The following is a 20,997-nucleotide window of genomic DNA, read 5'->3' as shown; positions in this document are numbered from 1 at the left end:
GATCAAGATCAAAAGCTAGATTGAACGCTTTGGAGTTGGGTGAATCAGTATCGAACTCAGTAGCCATGAGAGGCTGTTTTGGGGATGCGTGTGTGATATTTGACTCGATAGCGAACTTGGAGGTGACAAAGTTGTAACTCGGTGTAAGTAAGGTATGCGCATTATCGCCTTGAGCGCTCCATCATGAGTCGGGTAATAGCCAAATGACTGCACCCTTGGATGCCAGCGCCTGAAGTCCACAGCGTATCCTCAAGAACACCTTCGCGCCGCCACACTATCACCTCGATAGCGAACGGTGGTTGTCCTCTAACCTGCGAAAGAGGACAATTATCGGCTTCCTGTCACAACCAGCGATCTTGCATGGCCTTTCTTGCACTTGGTATCAACCATAAGACTGCCTCGGTAGACGTACGCGAGCGCGTGGCGTTTACCCCGGAGCAGCTGGTGGATGCCCTGCAGCAGCTCTGCCGCCTCACCACCAGTCGCGAGGCAGCGATCCTGTCCACCTGCAACCGCAGCGAGCTCTACATCGAGCAGGACCAGCTGTCGGCCGATGCCGTGCTCCAATGGCTGGCCGACTATCACCGCCTCAGCCTCGACGAATTGCGTGCCAGCGCCTACGTGCACGAAGAGCACGATGCCGTCCGGCACATGATGCGCGTTGCCTCCGGCCTCGACTCTCTGGTGCTCGGCGAACCGCAGATCCTCGGCCAGATGAAGTCCGCCTATGCCGTTGCCCGCGAAGCCGGCACCGTGGGGCCGCTGCTCGGGCGCCTGTTCCAGGCCACGTTCAGCGCCGCCAAGCAGGTCCGTACCGACACCGCCATCGGCGAAAACCCCGTGTCGGTCGCCTTCGCGGCGGTCAGTCTGGCCAAGCAGATCTTCAGCGACCTGGCCCGCAGCCAGGCCCTGCTGATCGGCGCCGGTGAAACCATCACCCTGGTCGCCCGCCACCTGCACGAGCAGGGCGTGCGCCGCATCGTGGTGGCCAACCGTACACTCGAGCGCGCCAGCACCCTGGCCGAGCAGTTTGGTGCACACGCCGTGCTGCTCGCCGATATCCCCCAAGAGCTCGCCAACAGCGATATCGTCATCAGTTCCACCGCCAGCCAATTGCCGATTCTAGGCAAGGGCGCCGTCGAAAGCGCCCTCAAGCAGCGCCGGCACAAACCCATCTTCATGGTCGATATCGCTGTCCCGCGCGACATCGAGACCGAAGTGGGCGAGCTCGACGATGTGTACCTCTATACCGTCGACGACCTGCATGACGTGGTTGCCGAAAACCTCAAGAGCCGCCAGGGCGCCGCCCAGGCCGCCGAAGAACTGGTGGCGGTGGGGGCCGAGGATTTCATGGCGCGCCTGCGTGAGCTGGCTGCTGTCGATGTGCTGCGGGCCTACCGCCAGCAAAGCGAACGGCTGCGTGATGAAGAACTGCAAAAGGCCCAGCGCTTGCTGGCCAACGGTGGCAACCCTGAAGACGTATTGGCCCAATTGGCGCGCGGCCTGACCAACAAGCTCCTGCATGCGCCCAGCGTGCAGCTCAAAAAGCTCTCGGCCGAGGGCCGCCTCGATGCGCTGGCCATGGCCCAGGAACTCTTTGCCCTCCAAGAGGGCTCCACGGACAAATCCCTGTAATGAAAGCGTCGCTGCTCAATAAACTGGACATTCTCCAGGACCGCTTCGAAGAACTCACCGCTTTGCTTGGTGATGCCGAGGTCATTTCCGACCAGACACGTTTTCGCGCCTATTCCCGCGAGTACGCCGAAGTCGAACCGGTGCACACGGCCTATCAGCAATGGCGCAAAGTCCAGGACGATCTTGAAAGCGCCCAGGCGCTGCTCAAGGACAGCGACCCGGACATGCGTGATATGGCCGTGGAGGAGGTGCGCGAGGCCAAGGACCGGTTGGTGGCGTTGGAGGCTCAGCTGCAGCGCATGTTGCTGCCCAAGGACCCTAACGACGGGCGCAACGTGTTTCTCGAGATTCGCGCCGGTACCGGTGGCGACGAGGCGGCGATCTTTTCGGGCGATCTGTTTCGCATGTATTCGCGCTACGCGGAAAAGCGCGGCTGGCGGCTGGAAATCCTCTCCGAGAATGAAGGCGAGCACGGCGGGTACAAGGAAATCATCGCCCGCGTCGAGGGCGAGAACGTGTACGGCAAGCTCAAGTTCGAGTCCGGCGCGCACCGTGTACAGCGCGTGCCCGAAACCGAATCCCAGGGCCGCATTCACACCTCGGCCTGCACCGTGGCGGTCTTGCCGGAGCCTGATGAGCAAGCGGCCATCGAGATCAACCCAGCCGACTTGCGCGTGGACACCTACCGCGCGTCCGGCGCAGGCGGTCAGCATGTGAACAAGACCGACTCGGCCATCCGTATCACGCACTTGCCCACGGGCATTGTCGTTGAATGCCAGGAAGAGCGTTCCCAGCACAAGAACCGTGCGCGCGCCTTATCTTGGCTGTCGGCGAAGTTGAACGACATGCAGACCAGTGCCGCTCAGAACGCCATCGCCAGTGAGCGCAAGCTGCTGGTGGGCTCTGGGGATCGCTCCGAGCGCATTCGCACCTACAATTACCCACAGGGTCGGGTCACGGATCATCGCATCAACCTGACCTTGTACTCGCTGGACGACGTGCTGGCCGGTGGAGTCGATGCGGTGATCGAGCCTTTGCTGGCCGAATACCAGGCCGACCAACTGGCTGCTCTGGGGGACTGATGACCATCATCGCCAGCCTGCTGCGCAACGCGCAGTTACCCGATTCGCCTACCGAGCGCCTGGATGCCGAGTTGCTGCTGGCGGCGGCGCTTGGCAAATCGCGCAGTTATTTGCACACCTGGCCAGAACGCATCGTCAGCAGCGACGCTGCCCAGACTTACGACGGCTATCTGCAGCGGCGCAGGGACGGAGAGCCCGTGGCCTATATCCTCGGCCAGCAGGGCTTCTGGAAGATCGACCTGGAAGTGGCCCCGCATACGCTCATCCCGCGCCCGGACACCGAACTGCTGGTCGAGACGGCGCTGGAGCTGCTGCCTGCGCTGCCGGCCAAGGTGCTCGACCTGGGTACCGGCACCGGTGCAATTGCCCTGGCGCTGGCCAGCGAGCGACCGGCGTGGCAGGTAACGGCGGTCGATCGCGTGCCCGAGGCCGCCGCGTTGGCCGAGCGCAACCGCCAGCGGCTTGGCCTGGCCAACGCCCGCATCCAGGTCAGCCACTGGTTCGACGGCCTTTCCAGCGAACGCTTCGACCTGATCGTCAGTAACCCGCCCTATATCGCGGCTTCAGACCCGCACCTGATCGACGGTGACGTACGCTTCGAGCCCAGCAGCGCGCTGGTAGCCGGGGTCGACGGTCTGGATGACCTGCGGGTCATCGCCGCGCAGGCGCCGAGCCACCTCACCCCAGGCGGCTGGCTCCTGCTCGAGCATGGTTATGACCAGGCTGATGCCGTACAGGTGCTGCTGCGGGAAAACGGCTTTGTCGAGGTGAGCAGCCGCACCGATCTAGGCGGCCATCCGCGCATCACCTTGGGGCACCTGCCATGCTGAGCGACCAGGAGCTGCTGCGCTACAGTCGGCAGGTATTGCTGTCCCAGATCGACGTCGACGGCCAGCTGCGCCTTAAGCACAGCAAGGCCCTGATCGTCGGACTCGGCGGCCTGGGCTCGCCCGTGGCGCTGTACCTGGCGGCTGCTGGCGTTGGCGAGTTGCACCTGGCAGATTTCGATACGGTCGACCTGACGAACCTGCAGCGCCAGGTCATCCATGACAGTACCAGCGTGGGCATGAGCAAGGTCGACTCGGCCTTGCAGCGTCTGCAGGCAATAAACCCGGAAATCGACCTGGTTGCCCACCGGCAGGCGCTGGATGAGGACTCGCTGGCCGCTGCCGTAGCGGCCGTGGACCTGGTCCTCGACTGCTCGGATAACTTCGGGACGCGCGAGGCGGTCAATGCGGCCTGCGTGGCGGCTGCCAAGCCCCTGGTCAGTGGCGCCGCGATCCGCCTGGAAGGCCAGCTCTCGGTTTTCGATCCGCGCCGCGATTACAGCCCCTGTTATCACTGCCTGTATGGTCACGGCAGCGAGGCTGAGCTGACCTGCAGCGAGGCGGGCGTGATCGGCCCCCTGGTAGGTTTGGTGGGCAGCTTGCAGGCGCTGGAGGCCATGAAGCTGCTGGCCGGCTTCGGCGAACCCTTGGTAGGGCGACTGTTGCTGATCGACGCTTTGGACACGCGTATCCGTGAATTGCGGGTCAAACGCGACCCTGGCTGCGCGGTGTGTGGCAAGCGCGATGGCTAAGCGCGAGGGGCCAGTCGCGGTGATGGACTCCGGGGTGGGGGGGCTGTCAGTGCTTGCCGAGATTCGTCAGCGCTTGCCCAACGAAACGCTTCACTACCTCGCCGATTGTGGCCATGTACCGTACGGGGAAAAATCGCCGGACTACATTCGCGAACGCTGTCGCCGCATCGCTGCCTTCTTTTATCAGCAAGGTGCCAAGGCCATGGTACTGGCCTGCAACACGGCCACCGTGGCTGCGGTGGCCGACCTGCGTGCGCACTATCCTGACTGGCTGATCGTGGGCATGGAACCGGCGGTCAAGCCTGCCGCAGCGGCTACCCGTTCAGGGATAGTCGGCGTGCTGGCCACGACCGGGACCTTGCAGAGCGCCAAGTTCGCCGCCTTGCTCGATCGCTTTGCCAGTAACGTGCGGGTAGTCACCCAGCCTTGCCCTGGGCTTGTCGAACTGATCGAAAAGGGGGACCTGACCAGCCCGGTGTTACGCACTTTGCTGGGCAGTTACGTTGAACCGCTTCTGGCGGCAGGCTGCGATACCTTGATACTGGGCTGCACGCATTATCCGTTCTTGAAACCCTTGCTGGCTGAAACGGTGCCCCCACACGTGGCCGTCATCGATACGGGCGCTGCCGTGGCCCGTCAACTCGAACGCCTGCTCGCAGGGGCTGATCTGCTTGCACGCGGCCCAGCTCGGTCGACCCGCTTCTGGACCAGCGCCGAACCACGTGCGTTGATGGATATCCTTCCGGTGCTGTGGCACCCATCTCAGGACGTAGAACGTTTCACGTCCTGAGCAGTGCCCTGCATGACTGGCGTTTCTACCCTCGCAGTACCACCTAGTGCTGCGGCAGCGGCCAGAGGTTCGACGGGTTCAGCGTCTCGAGCACCAGCTCAGGTTCACGTGCACGCAAGCGCGTCAGAAGCTCAAGCGCGGCGGTGTCGGCAGTCCAGTCCTCAGGCACGGCGCTGGCGGCCGTCACGGGGTTTTTCAGGGACTGCGGTGCTACCACCGTCAACGCTATGCCATTGGCAAGCAACGACGGGCGCTGCTCCCTCACCCACTGCACGGCATTGTTCCAGCCGGCAGGAAACTGCGTCGGCGCGTAAAGCTGCGCGGCGGAGTACCGGCTGAAAACAGCCATTATCTGGGGCATATCGCCCTTGGCCAGCAGGGGCGTGGCGTACTCCAGGCAGTGCTGTGCCGCCTGAAGGTTGGTGATGATCAGCTGCTCGAACAACTCGCTGTCCGAGGTGCCTGGAAGGAGGTAATCACAGGTGGCGGCATTCAGGATCAAGCCATCCAACGACCCCCAGGCATGGTCGATCATGCGGCCTGCCTCGTCAGCATCGGGTTGCTGTTGTAACTGGCCAGGAAGCCGCAGCAAACGATCGCCATGATGCATGCACAAGCGATCGAGCTCCTCGCTTGCACCTGCACTGGCAGCGACCCGGTGCCCCTTTGTCAAAAGATCGCGGACCATTGCCAGGCCCAGCCCATTCGTTGCGCCTGTAACCCAAAAACTGCGTGAGCCACTCACGGCATTGCCCTCTATACACGACTAGCGGGGCAACTCCTTGAAAGCCTGGAGCGCCCGCTGTCGACTACTGTGAAGATCGACGATAGGACTGGGATAGAGGTTAGCATCAATCAAGCCGCGACATTTTCCAGGGTCGTGGATATTTTTATCGTCGATGTCCTGCAATTCAGGCAGCCACTCGCGAATGAAGCGGCCCTTTGGATCGAAGCGTTGTGACTGCGACACGGGGTTGAAGATCCGGAAGTAGGGGACCGAGTCGGTACCGGTGGATGCGCTCCACTGCCAGCCACCGTTGTTGGCTGCCAGATCCCCGTCGATCAGATGGCGCATGAAGTGACGTTCCCCCAGCCGCCAGTCGATCAACAGATTCTTGCTCAGGAACATGGCAGTCAGCATGCGCAGCCGGTTGTGCATCCAGCCGGTGGTCAGCATCTGGCGCATGGCCGCATCAATGATCGGGAAGCCGGTTCGGCCCTGCTGCCAGGCTTCGAACTCCTTGGGTGCCTTACGCCAGGGCAACGCCTCGGTGTGCGCACGGAAGGCACGATGCCGGGACACCTGGGGATAGCCCGTCAGGATGTGCTTGTAGAATTCGCGCCAGAGCAATTCGTTGACCCAGGTCTGGACGCCGCTGCTGCCGCTGTCGAACTCGCCCCGGTTATGGGCCAGCGCGGCATGCAGGCATTGGCGGGGTGAGATGACCCCCGCTGCAAGATAGGCTGACAATTGGCTGGTGCCCTCGCGAGCAGGAAGATCACGCAGCGTCTCGTAGTCGTCGATGATTTCATCGGTGAACCGGGCAAGCCTTGCCTGAGCCTCCTTCTCGCCAGCGGGCCAGCGTTTGCGCAGCGCGTCTGCCGGCTTTTCGAAGGGTTCGACATGTTGCGCAATCGGGTCGCTCTTGATCGATGTCGGGGCCTGGCGTTTAACCGGTGCGGCCATCGAGGGCAGGCTGCGGTGCAAGTGTTCAAGGCAATTTTTCTTGAATTGGCCGAACACCTGGAAGTAGCCGCCACTACGGGTCAGCACCGTCCCCGGACGGAACAGGAGTTGGTCGAGATGGGTGTGAACCTCAACCTTTGAAGCTTTGAGCAATTTGCATGTGGCTGCGTCGCGGCGGGCCTCGTTGATGCCGTATTCCTCGTTCCAGTGAACGCTCTGGACATTGTGCTTTCGGCAGACATCGAGCACAGCCTCAGGCGCATCATCCCAGGTGTCTATCTTGCGTATGAGCAGTGGGATGTTGAGCGCGTCAAGCGACTGCCGCACTTCGCGCAGGTTGCGTAGCCAGAAATCCACTTTACAGGCCGCATCGTCATGGGCCTGCCATTGGCCAGGGCTAATAAGCCACAGGGCCAGGGTTGGGCCACGTTCACTGGCGGCGCTAAGGGCCGTGTTGTCGGTAACGCGCAAGTCACTGCGAAGCCAAGTCAAGTGCATGAAATCGGAATCTCTCCAGGCTGGCAGTCACAGGCCTTGCAGTAGTCGCAAGGCCGCTTGAGGGGTATCGAAGGTGTGCAGGTGAGGCAGGTCGAGCGAGCCCAGTTGGGTCTGGTGCAGCGCGAGCAAGGCACCCCCGGCAAGGGTGGGCAATTGCAGGTTCTGAAGCGTGCGCTGCAACGCGCGGGTATCGATGCGCGGGCCGAGGTTCAAGAGCACTGCGCGTGGCTTCAAGGCCGCGGCTGCACTCTGCAACTGCGCACCGGCCACGGCCTGCTCGAGGATTTCCACCGCAAAGCCATTGCTGGTGAACAGCCATGCGCACAGCCACAGGCCAGGGTCGAAGCCCCGGTCACTGTCTTCGGCAAGCAGAACCGGTGGGCCCTGTAGCAACTGATTGTCGTGGTACACCCGCGCGCCCAGTTTGCTGCGCAACCAGGTGTGGAAGAACACCTGCTCAAGCCGTGCGTTGAAGTAGTTGCGCCAGCGCAGTTCCAGCAGGTCCAGTAAAGGCAGCAGCAACTGCTCGCACAACGTGACGGCGGGGTAGAGCGCCATGGCCTGGTTCAGCTGATGATCGAGCGCCCGTTGCGACAGGTTGGCGATGGCTTCGAGCATCTGGAACTGACGGGTTTGCCAGTCCCCAGTCGGTGGTGTGCTGAGTGGCTTGTCCAGCAACTCTCCCACCTGGCTGACCGATGCGCCTCGCTGCAACCAGGCCAGAATCGCTTCCACCCTCTCGATCTGTTCGACCGGGTACAGTCGATGCCCTTTGGGCGTGCGCTGTGGCTTGAGCAAACCGTAGCGCCGCTCCCAAGCGCGCAGGGTGACCGGGTTGACGCCCGTGCGTCGGGCCAGCTCACCAATTGGTAAAAGAATCTCAGACCGCATTACGTAGCCCCAGGCGTTCAGGATGAGGCTGCAAGTAGGCTTGTTGCAGCAAGTAGGGGTCGGGGTGGTTGCGCAGATGATGCTTGAGCAGGGTCAGCGGCACGATCAAAGGCACGATCCCTTGCTGATACTGCCCGATCAACGTTTGCAGCTCGGCTTTATCGGCAGGGGTCAGGGCATTTTTGAAATAGCCGCTCAGGTGCTGCAGCACATTACTGTGTGTGCCACGGCTGGCGCGGCGGCGCAAGGCCTGCATCAGCTCGGAGAAATAACGGGGGGCAATAACGTCAGGGTCGTCGTCTTTGCTCATGGTGCCGAGCATGCGTCCCAAGGTGCGATACGCCTGCGGGTTGTTCGCCATCAGCAGGTACTTGTAGCGGGCGTGGAAAGCCAGCAATGCGTGGCGACTAACGCCTTCTTCAAGTAGATGCTGCCAATCGGCGTACGCGTACACGCGGCTGATGAAGTTTTCGCGCAGCACAGGGTCGTGCAGGCGGCCTTCCTCTTCGACCGGCAGGTCTGGCCTTAGCTCGCAAAAAGCCTGCGCATAGGCGCCACGACCGCCGTTGATGGCTGGGTGACCGTTGTCCTGGTAGACCTTCACACGCTCAAGTCCGCAAGAGGGCGACTTCTGCATGAAGATGTATCCGCAAATATCATCGAGTTCGGCGGCCATTTGCTTGCCGTATTCACGCAAGGGGCTCGTATAGTCCAGCCCAGGATTGCGCGTGCCTACGACTTCAGGATGTTCAGGGTCGCCCACCAGACGGATGGGATCACGGGGTACCCCCAAACCAATCGCCATTTCTGGACACACCGTCGTCCATTCGAAATGTTCTTCCAGCTGGGTGCGGCATAGGTCCGAGGACTTGTGGCCACCGTTGTAACGCACGTTGTGCCCGGTCAGGCAGGCACTGATAGCGATGCGCGGCTTGTTGTGAACAGCGGGGTCGTGCATAGCTGCCTCCATAAACCTGTACAAATCACAAATTATGTACAGGAATATTCCAGCACATAGCGGGCCCGATGCGAACCCTTAGTGTGTAGATAGCCGATCAGTCCAAGTGTTCAAGTAAACGGCGCGCTGCCTCTTGGCCACTTAACCATGCACCCTCCACCCGCCCGGACAGGCACCAGTCCCCGCAGGCATATAGCCCTTGGTCGGCGTCGGCCAAGGCGCCAAATTCGTGATGACTGCCAGGGCGTGCATACAACCAGCGGTGGGCCAGGGCGAACGTGGGCTCAGGCACGACGCAACCGACCAGTTCGGCGAACTCGCCGCGCAGGTGCTCGACAACTTCCTCCTTGGACAAGTCGATGTGTTGTCGGCTCCAACTGGAAGTGGCGTGCAACACCCACGTGTCCAAGGTCTCGTCGCGCCCTGGCTTGCTGCGGTTGCGGGCCAGCCAGTCAAGCGGGCTTTCCTGGACGAAGCAGCCTTGCATGGGCGTATCCAAAGGGGCCTGAAAGCCTAGCGCCACCGCCCACGTCGGCTCCATCTGCACCCCGGCGGCCACGGCTGCGAGCTTTGGCGTGGCCGCCAGCAGGGGCGTTGCCTGTGGCGCTGGCACGGCAACCACCACCCGGCTGAACGGACCGTGGCTGCACCCGTCGGTGTCCTGCAGGTGCCAGTAGTCCTTGCCGCGAAAGACTTCGGTGATACGGCAGGCGAAGTTCACGGTCATGTCCTTGAGCAGGCCGCGGGTGATGGCGCTCATGCGTGGTACGCCCACCCAGCGCGTCTGTTCGTCGGGGGAGGGGGTGAGCGCCCCGTCACGGTAGTGGTACAGCTGCGGTTTCCACTGCGCCGCCCAGCCGGCGGCTACCCAGTGCTGCAGTTCTTCGACGAAACGGCGGTCGCGGGCGGTGAAATATTGCGCCCCCAGGTCCAGGGCGCCGGCTTCGCTGCGTTTGCTGGCCATGCGCCCGCCGCTGCCGTGGCCCTTGTCGAAAAGGTGCACGATCTGCCCGGCGCTCTGCAGTGCCTGGGCGGCTGAGAGGCCGGCAATGCCTGCCCCGATGATGGCAATAGGTATGGTCATGATGGCCTCTTCAAACCTTGCTATGCGCAGACTACGCTGTCAGGCAAACCTGTACAATCATTCGAATGTGTATAAGTATATTCCGCAAGTAATGATTGGTTGGCCTATGTTTATGGGAGAGCACGGGCGCTAGAAAGTGCCTTGATGTTAAAAATAGACCACTGCCTTATTCCATGAGGACACTGCCATGCACATCCTGCTGACAGGCGGCACCGGGTTGATTGGCCGGCACTTGTGCCGTCACTGGCTTGCTCAAGGGCATCGGCTCACCGTGTGGAGTCGACGTCCAGAGGCAGTGGCGATGCTTTGCGGCGAAGGCGTCAGGGGCATTACCGAGCTTGATGAGCTGGAGGCGGTCGACCACCTCGATGCGGTGGTCAACCTGGCCGGTGCGCCTATTGCCGATCGACCCTGGACGGCGTCTCGGCGCAACCTGCTCTGGTCAAGCCGCATCGCCCTTACGGAGCAATTGCTGGCATGGCTGGGCAGGCGTGAGCAGCGTCCTGGGGTGCTGATCTCAGGTTCGGCCGTGGGATGGTATGGTGACGGCGGCGAACGCGAGTTGACCGAAGACCTGCCTCCCGTGGTCGAAGATTTCGCCAGCCAGCTGTGTATTGCCTGGGAAGAAACGGCGTGTCGTGCGCAAGCGCAGGGCATTCGGGTGGTGCTGGTACGTACAGGGTTGGTGCTGGCCAGCGACGGCGGCTTCCTGTCCCGGCTCCGTTTGCCCTTCAAGTTGGGACTAGGAGGGCCGGTAGGCAACGGTCGGCAGTGGATGCCTTGGATCCATATAGACGATCAGGTCGCCCTGATTGATTTTCTCTTGCAGCGCACCGACGCCAGCGGCCCTTACAATGCCTGTGCACCTGAACCTGTGCGTAATCGTGAATTTGCCAAGCAGCTGGGCAGGGCGCTGCACCGGCCTGCCGTGATACCCCTGCCTGGGTTGCTGCTAAAAGCCGGCCTGGGCGAGATGTCTAACCTGCTGCTCGGTGGCCAGCGTGCCTACCCCGCGCGGTTGCTGGCGGCCGGGTTCACGTTCCGCTTCAACGATCTGCAATCGGCGCTGGGCAATTTGTCCAGTCGCCTCTGACATAGGATGCTGCATGACCGATCACGCTTTGCTGCTGGTCAACCTGGGTTCACCGGCCTCCACGTCGGTAGCCGATGTTCGCCGCTACCTCAATCAGTTTCTCATGGACCCCTATGTGGTCGATTTGCCCTGGCCCATCCGGCGCCTGCTGGTGTCGTTGATCCTGATCAAGCGCCCTGAGCAGTCAGCCCACGCCTATGCCTCGATCTGGTGGGACGAGGGCTCGCCGCTGGTGGTGCTTACCCGTCGCCTACAAGCGGCCATGGTCGACCACTGGCCCCATGGGCCGGTTGAAATTGCCATGCGCTACGGTCAGCCAGCCTTGCCCCAGGTACTGGAGCGGCTCGCGGCGCAGGGCATACGCAAGGTCACCTTGGCCCCCCTGTACCCGCAATTTGCCGACAGCACGGTGACCACCGTCGTCGAACTCGCCCGGCAGACCATCACCGAGCAGCAACTGCCGCTGCAGATGCGCGTGCTGCAACCGTTCTACGATGATCCGGATTACATCGACGCATTGGTCGCCAGTGCCCGACCCTACCTGGAGCAGGACTATGATCACCTGCTGCTCAGCTTCCATGGCCTGCCCGAACGCCATTTGAAGAAGCTCTTCCCCAGCGGTACGAAACATGACCTGCGTGCAGCCGAATGCTGCGAAGGCGCCAGCGCCGAGGTGCGTGCCGTGTGTTACCGCGGGCAGTGCCTGGCCACGGCCAGGGCGTTCGCGACGAGGCTGGGCATACCGGCGGGCAAATGGTCGGTGTCGTTCCAGTCGCGGCTGGGGCGGGACAAGTGGATCGAACCCTATACGGAGACGCGGCTGGACGAGCTTGCCCAGGCCGGGGTGAAGAAGTTGCTGGTGATGTGTCCGGCCTTCGTGGCCGACTGCATCGAGACGCTCGAGGAAATCGGCATGCGCGGCAGCGAGCAATTCGTCGAGGCCGGTGGTCAGGAGCTGGTGCTGGTGCCTTGCATGAACGAACACCCCGAATGGGTGAAGGTGTTGGCCAAGCTCTGCGAAAACGCGTAATGGCCCGCCTGGTCTGACCCCGTCGAGGACTGGGTCAAGCCAGGCGGCTCAGGCGTCAAGCCAACGGGTCATCCTGTTGCTTGTGTTTCCAGGCATCGTTGCCTGGCAGGATCAGGTTGAGCGCGATCGCCACGATGGCGCACAGCGCGATGCCCTTGAGGCCCCAATCGTCAGGGCCGTCACCGCTGCCGACCAGCACCCCGCCGATACCGAACACCAGGGTCACCGACACGATCACCAGGTTCCGCGCTTCGGCGAGGTCGACCTTGTGGCGGATCATGGTGTTGAGCCCCACGGCTGCGATCGAGCCGAACAGCAGGCAGAGGATGCCGCCCATCACTGGCACCGGAATGCTCTGCAGCAGGGCGCCGAACTTGCCGATGAAGGCCAGGGTGATGGCGAACACCGCAGCCCAGGTCATGATCTTCGGGTTGTAGTTCTTGGTCAGCATGACCGCGCCGGTCACCTCGGCGTAGGTGGTGTTGGGCGGCCCGCCGAACAGGCCGGCTGCCGTGGTAGCGATGCCGTCACCCAGCAACGTGCGGTGCAGGCCCGGGGTTTTCAGGTAGTCCCGACCCGTCACGCTGCCCACCGCGATGACCCCGCCGATATGCTCGATCGCCGGCGCCAAGGCCACGGGCACGATGAACAGGATGGCCTGCCAGTTGAAGGCAGGGGCGGTGAAGTTGGGCAATTCCAGCCAAGGGGCGGCTGCAATTTTTGCCGTGTCGACCACCCCGAAAGCGAACGACAGGGCAAAACCCACCAGCACGCCGGCGATGATTGGCACCAGGCGGAAGATGCCTTTGCCGAACACGGCCACGATCAGCGTCGTCAGCAGGGCCGGCATGGAAATGAGCATGGCGGTGCTGTAGGGCAGCAGCACGCTCCCATCGCCAGCCTTGCCCATCGCCATGTTGGCCGCGATCGGTGCCATGGCCAGGCCGATGGAGATGATCACCGGGCCGATCACCACCGGGGGCAGCATGCGGTCGATGAAGCCTGTGCCCTTGATCTTCACCATCAGGCCCATGAAGGTGTAGACGAACCCGGCGGCCATGACGCCGCCCATGGTTTCTGCCAGGCCGAACTGACCCTTGGCGAGAATGATCGGGGTGATGAAGGCGAAGCTCGATGCCAGGAAAACCGGCACCTGACGCCCGGTGACCAGTTGAAACAGCAAGGTGCCAAGGCCGGCCGTGAACAGCGCGACGTTAGGGTCCAGGCCGGTAATCAGGGGCATCAGCACCAGCGCGCCAAATGCCACGAAGAGCATCTGCGCGCCTGAAACGACCTGACGCCAGAGCGGGTCGTTGTAGCCGTCCTGCATGGTCAGGCGTCCTTTTGCTTGGTGCCGAAGATCTTGTCGCCGGCATCACCCAGGCCTGGAACGATGTAGCCATGTTCGTTCAGGCGCTGGTCGATCGAGGCCGTGTAGATCTGTACATCCGGGTGGGCCTTGTGCACCACGTCGATGCCCTCTGGGGCAGCTACCAGGACCATGGCGCGGATTTCCCGGCAACCGGCCTTTTTCAGCAGGTCGATGGTGGCGACCATCGAGGCGCCGGTGGCCAGCATCGGGTCGATGATCAGGGCCAGGCGTTGATTGATGTCCGGCGCGAGCTTTTCCAGGTAGGTGTGGGCCTCAAGCGTCTCTTCGTTGCGGGCCACGCCCACCGCGCTGACCTTGGCACCCGGCACCAGGCTGAGCACGCCGTCTAGCATGCCGATGCCTGCGCGCAGGATCGGCACGACGGTGATCTTCTTGCCGGCGATCTTTTCCACGGCCACCTTGCCGCACCAGCCGTCGATTTCATAGGTTTCCAGCGGCAGGTCCTGGGTGGCCTCATACGTCAACAGGGCGCCGACTTCCTGGGCGAGTTCGCGAAAATTCTTGGTGCTGATATCAGCACGGCGCATCAGGCCGAGCTTGTGGCGGATCAGCGGATGGCGGATCTCACGAGTGGGCATAGGGGGGGCTCCGAAAGGCGGGCAAAAAAACCGCGCTAGATTAATCTATTCAGCCTGTGCTGTCGTCTGATCATTTTGCACGTTAGTCCATAAACGCTTGATCTGTGACGAGCGGATGCGTACCTTTGCCCGCTTTTCCAAAATGCACCTCCTGGAGAGCGCCATGTCCGCCGATCTCGAGCATATCCGTCAAGTCATGCGTGAAGCAGACTGCCTGTACACCGAAGCCGAAGTCGAAGCGGCCATCGCCAAGGTCGGCGAGCAGATCTGCCAAGAACTGCACGACAAGAACCCCGTGGTGTTCTGCGTGATGAACGGCGGCCTGATCTTCGCCGGCAAGCTGTTGACCCACCTGCAGTTCCCGCTGGAAGCCTCGTACCTGCACGCCACCCGTTACCGCAACCAGACCAGCGGCGGCGAGCTGTTCTGGAAGGCCAAGCCGGAAGTCTCGTTCATCGACCGCGATGTGCTGATCGTCGATGACATTCTCGACGAGGGCCACACCCTCAGCGCCATCATCGATTTCTGCAAGCACGCCGGCGCCCGCGCCGTGCACACGGCCGTGTTGATCGACAAGGACCACGACCGCAAGGCCAGCCCGGACCTCAAGGCCAACTACGTGGGCTTGCCGTGCATCGATCGCTACATCTTCGGCTACGGCATGGACTACAAGGGCTACTGGCGCAACGCCAACGGCATCTTCGCAGTCAAGGGGCTCTGAGCGCAGCCTACCTGCCGCTCAGGTGCAGCATGCTAGAGTGCTCCTTCAAGCCAAGGAGCCTCACATGCGTGCGTTCATCCCGTTCCTGCTGGCAGTCAGTTTGCCCCTGGCTGCCGCGCCGATGCACAGCCAATTCCTGCCGCCCGATGACCAATCCCTGCGCCAGGCAGCGCCCACCGCTCAGCAACTGCTTCAAGTCACCGACTACACCGTGGTAGTCGGCGCCCAGCGCCAGTCGGACCAGCAACCCATTCCGATCACCTCATCCTTGCAGGTGCGCCTCAAGGGCAAGCCCTTGAGCAAGGCGGCCACCATGACCCAAGTGCTGCTGACCTTCGACGGCGAAGCGGCCAAGAGCCTGAAAAAGCCGGTCTACGACGAAAAGACTCGCACGCTGAACTTGAATTATCCGCTCAGCGATTACCGGGTCATCATGGACCTGCTGCGCAACGAGACCCTGTATGTGCAGTTTCTCACCTATGCCAACGGGCACATCTGGGCGGACCTGCACACTGGCACCGTACGTACGCGTTGAGGCTCGCGCGCGGCGGAAGGTACACTGCCGCCCTTTGAACATCGTGATGGTCCAGTTGGAGTCGGCAATGCGTAAAGACAAGAAACAGGTAATCGGTGACGAAATCAGTGACGACTACATCAAGGCGTTTCTCCAGTTCGAGCCCGCCGATGGGGTCACGTCGCCCTCGCTGCACAAACTGGTAAAGGCGTACCGCGGCTTGCGCGTAGATGACTTCCGGCGTTTCGTCGGCTTCTTCGTCGAAGCAGGCTTCGACCTCGATGGCAAGGACGAGCATGGCAAGACGTTCGCCGAGCAGATTGCCGATCAGCGCAATGGCGACGAGTACATCGAAATCATCGAAAACGCCCGCTCAGGGGCGTGAAAAAACGCCCCGAGGGGCGTTTTTCACTGGCCGGGCGGTTCAGGCGTAATGCTTGGCTGCCGGGCTGCTTTGCACCAGGTCCAGTGCCGCATCGTTATCGGCGCTGATTTTCTTGTAAAGCGCAGCGTCGGTGGCCAGGGTCTTCTCGCGTGCCGGGAAGATCTGCTTGAGCTTGGCTGCCCAGGCACCTTTGGCCTGCTCCGGGAAGCAGCGCTCGATCAGCTCCAGCATGATCGAGACCGTCACCGAAGCACCGGGCGATGCGCCCAGCAGCGCCGCCAGGCTGCCGTCCTGGGCAGACACCAACTCGGTACCGAACTGCAGAACGCCGCCTTTTTTCGGGTCCTTCTTGATGATCTGCACACGCTGGCCAGCCACTTCCAGACGCCAGTCTTCGGCCTTGGCTTCGGGGTAGAAGCGACGTAGCGATTCCAGGCGCTGCTCCATCGACTGCATCACCTCACTGACCAGGTACTTGGTCAGGTCCATGTTGTCACGGGCCACCGCCAGCATCGGGCCTAGGTTGCCCAGGCGTACCGACAGGGGCAGGTCCAGCAGCGAACCGTGCTTGAGGAACTTGGTGGTGAAGCCGGCGTACGGCCCGAACAGCAGGGATTTCTTGCCGTCGACCACGCGCGTGTCGAGGTGCGGCACGGACATAGGCGGCGCACCGACGGCGGCCTGGCTGTAGACCTTGGCCTGATGCTGGCTGACGATTTCCGGATTGTCGCAACGCAGCCATTGGCCACTGACTGGGAAACCGCCAAAGCCTTTGCTCTCGGGGATGCCGGAGGCCTGCAACAGCGGCAGGGCAGCGCCACCGGCGCCGAGGAACACGAAGCGGGCGTCCACTTCGCGGCTGTTGCCGCTGTTGACGTCCTTGATGCTGACCGTCCAGCCGGCGCCGTTGCGACGCAGGCCCACGACCTTCTTGCAATACTTGACCTGCGCGTCGGGCGCGTCGCCCAGCAGCTTGAGCAGCTTGTTGGTCAGGGCCCCGAAGTTGACGTCGGTCCCCTTGAGCACCCGGGTGGCGGCAATGTGCTGGTCAGCCGGGCGGCCCGGCATCATCAGCGGCATCCACTCGTTCATCACGGCCTTGTCGTCGGTGTACTCCATCTCGGCAAAGGCGTGATGCTGCTTGAGCAGTTCGTAGCGCTTCTTCAGGAAGGCGATGCCCTTGTCACCCTCGACGTAGCTCAGGTGCGGTACCGGGTTGATGAACGCCCGCGCCGGGCCGAAGTTGCCTTTCTTGCTCAGGTAGGCCCAGAACTGGCGAGACACCTCGAACTGGGTATTGATGTGCACGGCCTTCTTGATGTCGATGCTGCCATCAGCGGCCTGGGGCGTGTAGTTCAGCTCGCACAAGCCAGCGTGGCCGGTGCCTGCGTTGTTCCAGGGGTTGGAACTCTCTGCGGCCCCGGAGTCCATCGCCTCGACCACTTCGAGTTTCAGGGTCGGGTCGAGCTCCTTGAGCAGTACGGCCAGGGTGGCACTCATGATGCCTGCGCCTACCAGTACTACATCAACCGATTCGTTCTGCGCCATTTAACGCGTCTCCACAATCTACAGCTACCTAATTGACAGCACAGGATCACCGGGTTCTCCAGGATCGCCATGTCCGACTTTTCGCAGTTCATGCAACGTCCGCGGACACCGCCAACCAGTCTTTGGGTTTGCCTATTGAACCCTGTTTGCCCCAGGTGCGGCAATTCGACTTATGGTCAACGACTGTCGGATACGCTATGCAAGCCGCTCAGACACGTATCCAGGTTGGGGCCATTTGCTGCCTGTTCAGGGCTGAAGGGGACACACCTGCCGCTTTTGCACATGCCAGATTGTTCATTTGCTCGCCACACTCTTGTGAAGTAGTGAAAACCGTTTTTTCACGCTCTTTTGGAGACGTGAACCTCAAAAGGGGACTGCGCGATGGCAACCCGCAGGTTCTATGCAGTGTGACGGCCATGGAAGCAGGCACGACAGCCGATGCAAGACCTGAGTGGAAGGCTCTCTGTGGGCGAGGCGGGTAGATTTGCCGTGGTCAGACGGCGGATGCGGGGCCCGATCAGGAGACGTCCTTATAATCGGGGGGAGATTATAGCGAGGTCGCAGCCAGAAATGTCGCCATTTCGCGGTTTTATTGCAGGGTTTTTCAGGCAGCCAGGTTGCGTTGATGCCAGCGGCGACTTGTCGGCTTGCAAACCCGGGCACCGTCCGGCAGTGCATGACCCAGCCAGGCAAGCTGCACCTCGTGCACCTGCACCCAGCCATCGCCCTCAGGTACTTGCGAGCAGTGCTTGAAGGCCAGGCACGTGCCATTCATGTCGAGCAGGGCGTAGGCGGTGTGGCGAGGAGCAGGCAACAGCAGGTGCAAAAGCGAGACCATGGCAGATGTCCTGTGCAGGTGAGCGTGCAGCCACATTAAGCGTTGCCGGTTAAGCGTTTGTGACAACCTCGGACGTACCGGGTGCAAGCGGTGCACGCCGCTTGTAGCCAGGCCCTTGCCGCTAGGTATACTGTGCGCCATCGCCGCATTTTCTGGAGAATCGCGCATGTTGCAACGACTGTTGTTCGGTTTGATCACCGTAGCCAGCCTCAGCCTGGTCGGTTGTGCCCACAGCCCGCAACAACTCAATCCGCAGCCTAAGCTCACGGCGCAACTCACCCCGGTGGGGCAGGGGCAGCCGGTGGTGGTGCGAGTGGTAGACGGCAGGCCTTCACCGTCGCTGGGCACTCGCGGTGGCATGTACCCGGAAACCAGTACTATCAGTGTCAGCGGCAACCAGGTGGTGCCCAAGCTGCAGGCCCAGGCCGAGGCTGCCGTGCGCTTGCTGGGCTTTACGCCCACCACTGCAGGCAACGCGCCCCAATTGACCGTTACCCTGGCCGAGCTCAAGTACCAGTCGCCCAAGGACAAACTGTACGTGACCGAAGCCACCATCGGCGCCACCTTCCGTGCTGACGTCGCCAACAATGGTCGCCGCTACACCGGTCGCTATGGCGCTTCGCTGGACCAGCGCTTTGGCATGGCGCCGAACCAGGACACCAACACCCAGTTGGTCAGCGATGTGCTGAGCGACGCGCTGACCCGATTGTTCAAGGACCCAAGTATCGGTCAGGTGCTGGCGCAATAGCCTTCAATGGCTCATCCAAACCGCTGCCCGGTGACGGCCAGCGGTTTTTTTCTGCTGCGTACCGGCATCAGGCCGTTGCTATGCGCAGGTCCAGCAGGCTGATCCCGGTCTGGGCATCCACCTCGGGCCAGTGCTCATGGGCATGCCCGCCCAGGGCGCAGTAGACCAGCCATTGACGGTCTTGCACATTGATGGCCAGGCCATCGACGAGTGCCTGTTGCTCATCACTCTGGGCAACGAGGTAGAGGCGGTCCTGGTTTTCAGCATGCAGCATGACAAGCTCCGGTTCGAGAAAGGACGACAGGGTGGCCTGTTCTGATGACGAACCGATGACAGATGAAATTAAATGACACGCGGTCGCTGCCGTGCAGGCAGCGCCAGGTGGGTTGGGTAGAATGCTGGCTTTTGTTCAGGTCTACGCCGAGGTGACGCGATGTCCATGCACATGCTCTGGGGGCTGATTGCCGCCCATCCCACCAAGCTCATCAATGTGCTGGCCTTGTTGCTGACGTGTCCAGGCGGGCTGCTGTTGCACAGCGCTAGGCGAAGTGCGGCCGATGCACAGCCAGGGCCGGGAGAGCTGCAAGGGCCGTATGCGCGATTCGCAGGGTGGATGCCCAGGCAGCGCTACGGCCTGGGCTTCGCCTGCCTGGCTAGTGCGCTGGTGCTGTCGTGGGTCAGCACCTGGGCCTGAGCACAATCGGGGCTCATGCTGATCGGGACGCTCGCGTTCAACAGCACCCCCTCACTGCTCAAGCAAGCGGTGCCTGCTGCCTGACCTGATACTGATTGCGCACCGGCGTGGCGTACTGCAACACCAGGTAAGGCCGCTGCTCTTCAGGACAGGCATCCAGCCTGCGCTGCCATTCTTCCTTGGCCTTGGCCAGTTCGTCGGCAGGGAACACCTGCTCGGCGCTTGGCACCTGCAGCGTGTCATCCTGCTCGGCCCACATGGCGTAGGCCAGGTAATGCACCGGGAACAGTCGATAACCGCCGAGTATCTGCCGGTCGATTTCCGCGGCCAGCTGCTTGGTGTCCTCGTAATACTGGGTCACTGGCGGTGCAAAGTTGATGTGCACGCGACCTTTGTAGCCGGTGATGCCCTTGGCGATGCTGTGGTCGTCCTCGCCAGGTGCCTTCTGGTAGGTACCCGTGGTGGCGCGGATGTACAACTCACGGGCCTTGGCCTGGTCGCAGGGGTCGTATTCGTAGCTGATCGATACCGGCGTCAGGTTCAGGCTCTGGATGACCGCGCCGAACGCCTCGTCCTTTCGACTCATGTGGAACATCTTGAGGATGGCCGAATCGGTCCGGTCGTCGCCATCCTTGGCCCGGCCTTCGGCCTGGGCGATCCAGATGGAGGTCGCGTCGTTGACGATGGAGTGATTGATATAGGCCGACAGCAGCTGGTAGGCGGCCAGCTTCTCGCGGCGGCCGGTGATCGAGCGGTGCACGATGAAGCTCTTGTTGAGCCGCATGAGGTCGCTGACAAACGGTTTTTGCAGCAGGTTGTCGCCAATGGCGATGCGCGGGGTGGGCAGGCCGGCGTGGTACACCGCGTAGTTGACGAATGCCGGGTCCATGACGATGTCACGGTGGTTGGCCAGGAACAGATAAGCCGTGCCGGCCTTGAGCTGTTCCACGCCCGAATAGGTCACGCCATCGGTGGCGCGGTCGATGGTGCGATCAACGTAGTGCTCGACCTTGTCCTGCAGGGTCGATACACAGGTCACACCAGCGAACTCCTTGCGCAGGCGCCGGGCGATCAGCGGTTTAAGCAGCCAGCCAAGGGCACCGGCCGCACGCGGGAAGCGAAAATGAGTCAGGATATCGAGGAATGCCGGGTCGCTGAGCAGGCGTGCCAGAACTCCAGGGACCTCAGCGTCGTCGTATGGTCGGATGGCATCGAATTCGCCCATCATGCTCTCTTGTTGGAAACGGCTAG

22 protein-coding genes and 1 pseudogene are annotated in these 20,997 nt (G+C 62.0%); 12 read left to right on the top strand and 11 right to left on the bottom strand.

Features of this window, described 5'->3' with window-relative positions; all coding sequences use genetic code 11:
* The first annotated feature begins 360 nt into the window (after positions 1 to 360).
* The 5 genes from hemA to murI are packed head-to-tail and all read left to right on the top strand — an operon-like array spanning position 361 to position 5,086.
* Positions 361 to 1,635 (top strand): glutamyl-tRNA reductase, encoded by a 1,275-nt coding sequence (hemA, locus tag ACF8GB_RS17725; RefSeq protein WP_058639472.1) that lies wholly within the window; start codon positions 361 to 363, stop codon positions 1,633 to 1,635.
* Entirely contained in the window at positions 1,635 to 2,717 is a 1,083-nt protein-coding gene (prfA, locus tag ACF8GB_RS17720; protein ID WP_058605370.1) for a peptide chain release factor 1, read from the top strand. Before hemA ends, prfA begins: the two co-directional genes overlap by 1 nt.
* Positions 2,717 to 3,547, top strand: a complete 831-nt coding sequence (gene prmC / locus ACF8GB_RS17715; RefSeq protein WP_058605369.1) for a peptide chain release factor N(5)-glutamine methyltransferase — start codon at positions 2,717 to 2,719, stop codon at positions 3,545 to 3,547. Before prfA ends, prmC begins: the two co-directional genes overlap by 1 nt.
* Positions 3,541 to 4,296 (top strand): molybdopterin-synthase adenylyltransferase MoeB, encoded by a 756-nt coding sequence (locus tag ACF8GB_RS17710; protein WP_058639470.1) that lies wholly within the window; start codon positions 3,541 to 3,543, stop codon positions 4,294 to 4,296. The genes prmC and ACF8GB_RS17710 overlap by 7 nt, the downstream gene beginning before the upstream one ends.
* Positions 4,289 to 5,086, top strand: coding sequence for a glutamate racemase (murI, locus tag ACF8GB_RS17705; protein ID WP_392527383.1), 798 nt, complete (start codon positions 4,289 to 4,291; stop codon positions 5,084 to 5,086). The genes ACF8GB_RS17710 and murI overlap by 8 nt, the downstream gene beginning before the upstream one ends.
* 43 nt (positions 5,087 to 5,129) lie before the next feature.
* Here murI and ACF8GB_RS17700 read toward each other — a convergent pair whose 3' ends face one another.
* From ACF8GB_RS17700 to ACF8GB_RS17680, 5 genes and pseudogenes are all read right to left on the bottom strand, one after another.
* Positions 5,130 to 5,831 (bottom strand): SDR family oxidoreductase, encoded by a 702-nt coding sequence (locus tag ACF8GB_RS17700; protein ID WP_078479105.1) that lies wholly within the window; start codon positions 5,829 to 5,831, stop codon positions 5,130 to 5,132.
* A 21-nt stretch (positions 5,832 to 5,852) separates the two neighbouring features.
* The gene (gene phrB, locus ACF8GB_RS17695) at positions 5,853 to 7,271 is read right to left on the bottom strand and encodes a deoxyribodipyrimidine photo-lyase (protein WP_058639467.1); all 1,419 of its coding nucleotides are present in this window, start codon (positions 7,269 to 7,271) and stop codon (positions 5,853 to 5,855) included.
* A pseudogene (locus tag ACF8GB_RS17690) lies at positions 7,262 to 8,162 on the bottom strand (MerR family transcriptional regulator). Before ACF8GB_RS17690 ends, phrB begins: the two are co-directional and overlap by 10 nt.
* A complete protein-coding gene (locus tag ACF8GB_RS17685) occupies positions 8,152 to 9,120 on the bottom strand; it encodes a DUF523 and DUF1722 domain-containing protein (protein WP_058639465.1) in 969 nt (322 codons plus the stop codon). The pseudogene ACF8GB_RS17690 and the gene ACF8GB_RS17685 overlap by 11 nt, the downstream one beginning before the upstream one ends.
* A 97-nt stretch (positions 9,121 to 9,217) precedes the next feature.
* Entirely contained in the window at positions 9,218 to 10,204 is a 987-nt protein-coding gene (locus ACF8GB_RS17680) for an NAD(P)/FAD-dependent oxidoreductase (RefSeq protein ID WP_078479104.1), read from the bottom strand.
* Positions 10,205 to 10,391: 187 nt separating this feature from the next.
* Between ACF8GB_RS17680 and ACF8GB_RS17675 the strand changes: the two genes are divergently transcribed.
* Together ACF8GB_RS17675 and hemH are read left to right on the top strand one after the other, a co-directional pair.
* Positions 10,392 to 11,297 (top strand): TIGR01777 family oxidoreductase, encoded by a 906-nt coding sequence (locus ACF8GB_RS17675; protein ID WP_058639463.1) that lies wholly within the window; start codon positions 10,392 to 10,394, stop codon positions 11,295 to 11,297.
* A gap of 13 nt (positions 11,298 to 11,310) precedes the next feature.
* Positions 11,311 to 12,327, top strand: coding sequence for a ferrochelatase (gene hemH / locus ACF8GB_RS17670; RefSeq protein ID WP_058605726.1), 1,017 nt, complete (start codon positions 11,311 to 11,313; stop codon positions 12,325 to 12,327).
* 55 nt (positions 12,328 to 12,382) lie between these two features.
* Here hemH and ACF8GB_RS17665 read toward each other — a convergent pair whose 3' ends face one another.
* Complete coding sequence (locus ACF8GB_RS17665; protein ID WP_058639461.1) at positions 12,383 to 13,657, bottom strand: uracil-xanthine permease family protein; 1,275 nt, start codon at positions 13,655 to 13,657, stop codon at positions 12,383 to 12,385.
* Positions 13,658 to 13,659: 2 nt separating this feature from the next.
* Positions 13,660 to 14,298 carry a uracil phosphoribosyltransferase gene (gene upp, locus ACF8GB_RS17660; protein WP_027916614.1) on the bottom strand — a complete coding sequence of 213 codons (639 nt, stop codon included), beginning with the start codon at positions 14,296 to 14,298 and terminating at the stop codon, positions 13,660 to 13,662.
* 163 nt (positions 14,299 to 14,461) lie between these two features.
* Between upp and ACF8GB_RS17655 the strand changes: the two genes are divergently transcribed.
* The 3 genes from ACF8GB_RS17655 to ACF8GB_RS17645 all read left to right on the top strand — a co-directional run bounded on the left by ACF8GB_RS17655 (position 14,462) and on the right by ACF8GB_RS17645 (position 15,918).
* Positions 14,462 to 15,019, top strand: coding sequence for a hypoxanthine-guanine phosphoribosyltransferase (locus ACF8GB_RS17655; RefSeq protein WP_027916613.1), 558 nt, complete (start codon positions 14,462 to 14,464; stop codon positions 15,017 to 15,019).
* Between the two features lie 64 nt (positions 15,020 to 15,083).
* Positions 15,084 to 15,554 (top strand): hypothetical protein, encoded by a 471-nt coding sequence (locus ACF8GB_RS17650; protein WP_058605728.1) that lies wholly within the window; start codon positions 15,084 to 15,086, stop codon positions 15,552 to 15,554.
* Between the two features lie 67 nt (positions 15,555 to 15,621).
* Entirely contained in the window at positions 15,622 to 15,918 is a 297-nt protein-coding gene (locus ACF8GB_RS17645) for a PA4642 family protein (protein WP_058639460.1), read from the top strand.
* Positions 15,919 to 15,957: 39 nt separating this feature from the next.
* Here the strand turns inward: ACF8GB_RS17645 and mqo are convergent, their stop codons facing one another.
* Positions 15,958 to 17,466 (bottom strand): malate dehydrogenase (quinone), encoded by a 1,509-nt coding sequence (gene mqo / locus ACF8GB_RS17640; RefSeq protein ID WP_326383390.1) that lies wholly within the window; start codon positions 17,464 to 17,466, stop codon positions 15,958 to 15,960.
* A 604-nt stretch (positions 17,467 to 18,070) separates the two neighbouring features.
* The gene (locus ACF8GB_RS17635) at positions 18,071 to 18,304 is read right to left on the bottom strand and encodes a hypothetical protein (protein WP_058639458.1); all 234 of its coding nucleotides are present in this window, start codon (positions 18,302 to 18,304) and stop codon (positions 18,071 to 18,073) included.
* Between the two features lie 166 nt (positions 18,305 to 18,470).
* On the opposite strand from ACF8GB_RS17635, the gene ACF8GB_RS17630 reads away from it, so the two are divergent.
* Entirely contained in the window at positions 18,471 to 19,052 is a 582-nt protein-coding gene (locus ACF8GB_RS17630) for a YajG family lipoprotein (RefSeq protein WP_023534676.1), read from the top strand.
* A 67-nt stretch (positions 19,053 to 19,119) separates the two neighbouring features.
* Here the strand turns inward: ACF8GB_RS17630 and ACF8GB_RS17625 are convergent, their stop codons facing one another.
* Complete coding sequence (locus ACF8GB_RS17625) at positions 19,120 to 19,326, bottom strand: hypothetical protein (RefSeq protein ID WP_058605732.1); 207 nt, start codon at positions 19,324 to 19,326, stop codon at positions 19,120 to 19,122.
* A 159-nt stretch (positions 19,327 to 19,485) separates the two neighbouring features.
* Here ACF8GB_RS17625 and ACF8GB_RS17620 point away from each other — a divergent pair, with 159 nt between their 5' ends.
* Complete coding sequence (locus ACF8GB_RS17620; protein WP_196126039.1) at positions 19,486 to 19,746, top strand: hypothetical protein; 261 nt, start codon at positions 19,486 to 19,488, stop codon at positions 19,744 to 19,746.
* Between the two features lie 58 nt (positions 19,747 to 19,804).
* Here ACF8GB_RS17620 and ACF8GB_RS17615 read toward each other — a convergent pair whose 3' ends face one another.
* Positions 19,805 to 20,971 (bottom strand): 1-acyl-sn-glycerol-3-phosphate acyltransferase, encoded by a 1,167-nt coding sequence (locus tag ACF8GB_RS17615; RefSeq protein ID WP_058605734.1) that lies wholly within the window; start codon positions 20,969 to 20,971, stop codon positions 19,805 to 19,807.
* Positions 20,972 to 20,997 lie beyond the last annotated feature (26 nt).

The sequence above is a fragment of the Pseudomonas sp. xss_4 genome (assembly GCF_043104125.1).
GTDB classification, from domain to species: domain Bacteria; phylum Pseudomonadota; class Gammaproteobacteria; order Pseudomonadales; family Pseudomonadaceae; genus Aquipseudomonas; species Aquipseudomonas parafulva_B.
Note: the sequence above shows the minus strand (reverse complement) of the source record. Positions and strands in the feature narration are given on the sequence as shown.